We start from the raw sequence: 815 nt of genomic DNA, 5'->3' as shown, positions 1-815 counted from the left end.
GTTCACCTGCCCAGCTCGACCCCGAGGTGGTGGCCCAGATCCAGACCCTGCGTCGCAGGGAGAAGTGGTCAGCCCGCCGCATCCATCACCACCTCGTCTCTGAAGGCCACCAGCTGTGCCTGCGCACTGTGGGCAGGTGGCTGCACCGACTGGGCATCTCCCGGTTGCCAGACCTCGCGCCCACGGGTGAGGACCTGCGCCAACGACCCCAGAAGATCACCGCCCGCGGCCCGGGGCACATGGTGCACCTGGACGTGAAGAAGATCGGGAAGATCCCTGACGGGGGCGGCTGGCGTGCTCACGGACGTGAAAGTGAAGCAGGCCGTGCTTCCAAGCGTGGTGCCGGCCGGCGGGTCGGGTACACCTATCTGCACTCGGCGATCGACGGGTTCACCCGCCTGGCGTACACCGAGGCGTTGGAGGACGAGCGGGCGGCCACGACCGTGAGCTTCTACTGCCGGGCGAGGGCGTTCTTCGCCGCCCACGGCATCACCGTGGACCGGGTGATCACGGACAACGGAAACAACTACCGGGCTGCGGACTTCACCGCCAAGGTGGTCTCGCTCGGGGGCCGGCACCACCGGATCCGCCCCTACACCCCGCGCCATAACGGGAAGGTCGAACGCTACAACCGGCTGATGGTCGATGAGGTCCTCTACGCCCGCCCGTATACCTCAGAGACAGCTCGGCGTGAGGCGCTGGCCGTGTGGGTGAACCACTACAACTACCATCGGCCTCATACCTCCTGCGGGGACGCCCCTCCGGCCTCGTTGGCACCGGCCCGAGTCAACAACGTCATGCCCTCCTACAGCTAG

1 protein-coding gene is annotated in these 815 nt (G+C 67.1%); it reads left to right on the top strand.

Going from position 1 to position 815, the window contains the following annotated elements:
• A partial coding sequence (locus tag MF605_RS11880) for an IS481 family transposase (RefSeq protein ID WP_242821297.1) occupies positions 1 to 815 on the top strand: 815 nt, incomplete at its 5' end.

This window comes from Micrococcus luteus (genome assembly GCF_022664405.1).
GTDB lineage: Bacteria > Actinomycetota > Actinomycetes > Actinomycetales > Micrococcaceae > Micrococcus > Micrococcus luteus.
The sequence above is the reverse complement of the archived record's forward strand: the minus strand, read 5'-3'. Positions and strand labels throughout refer to the sequence as shown.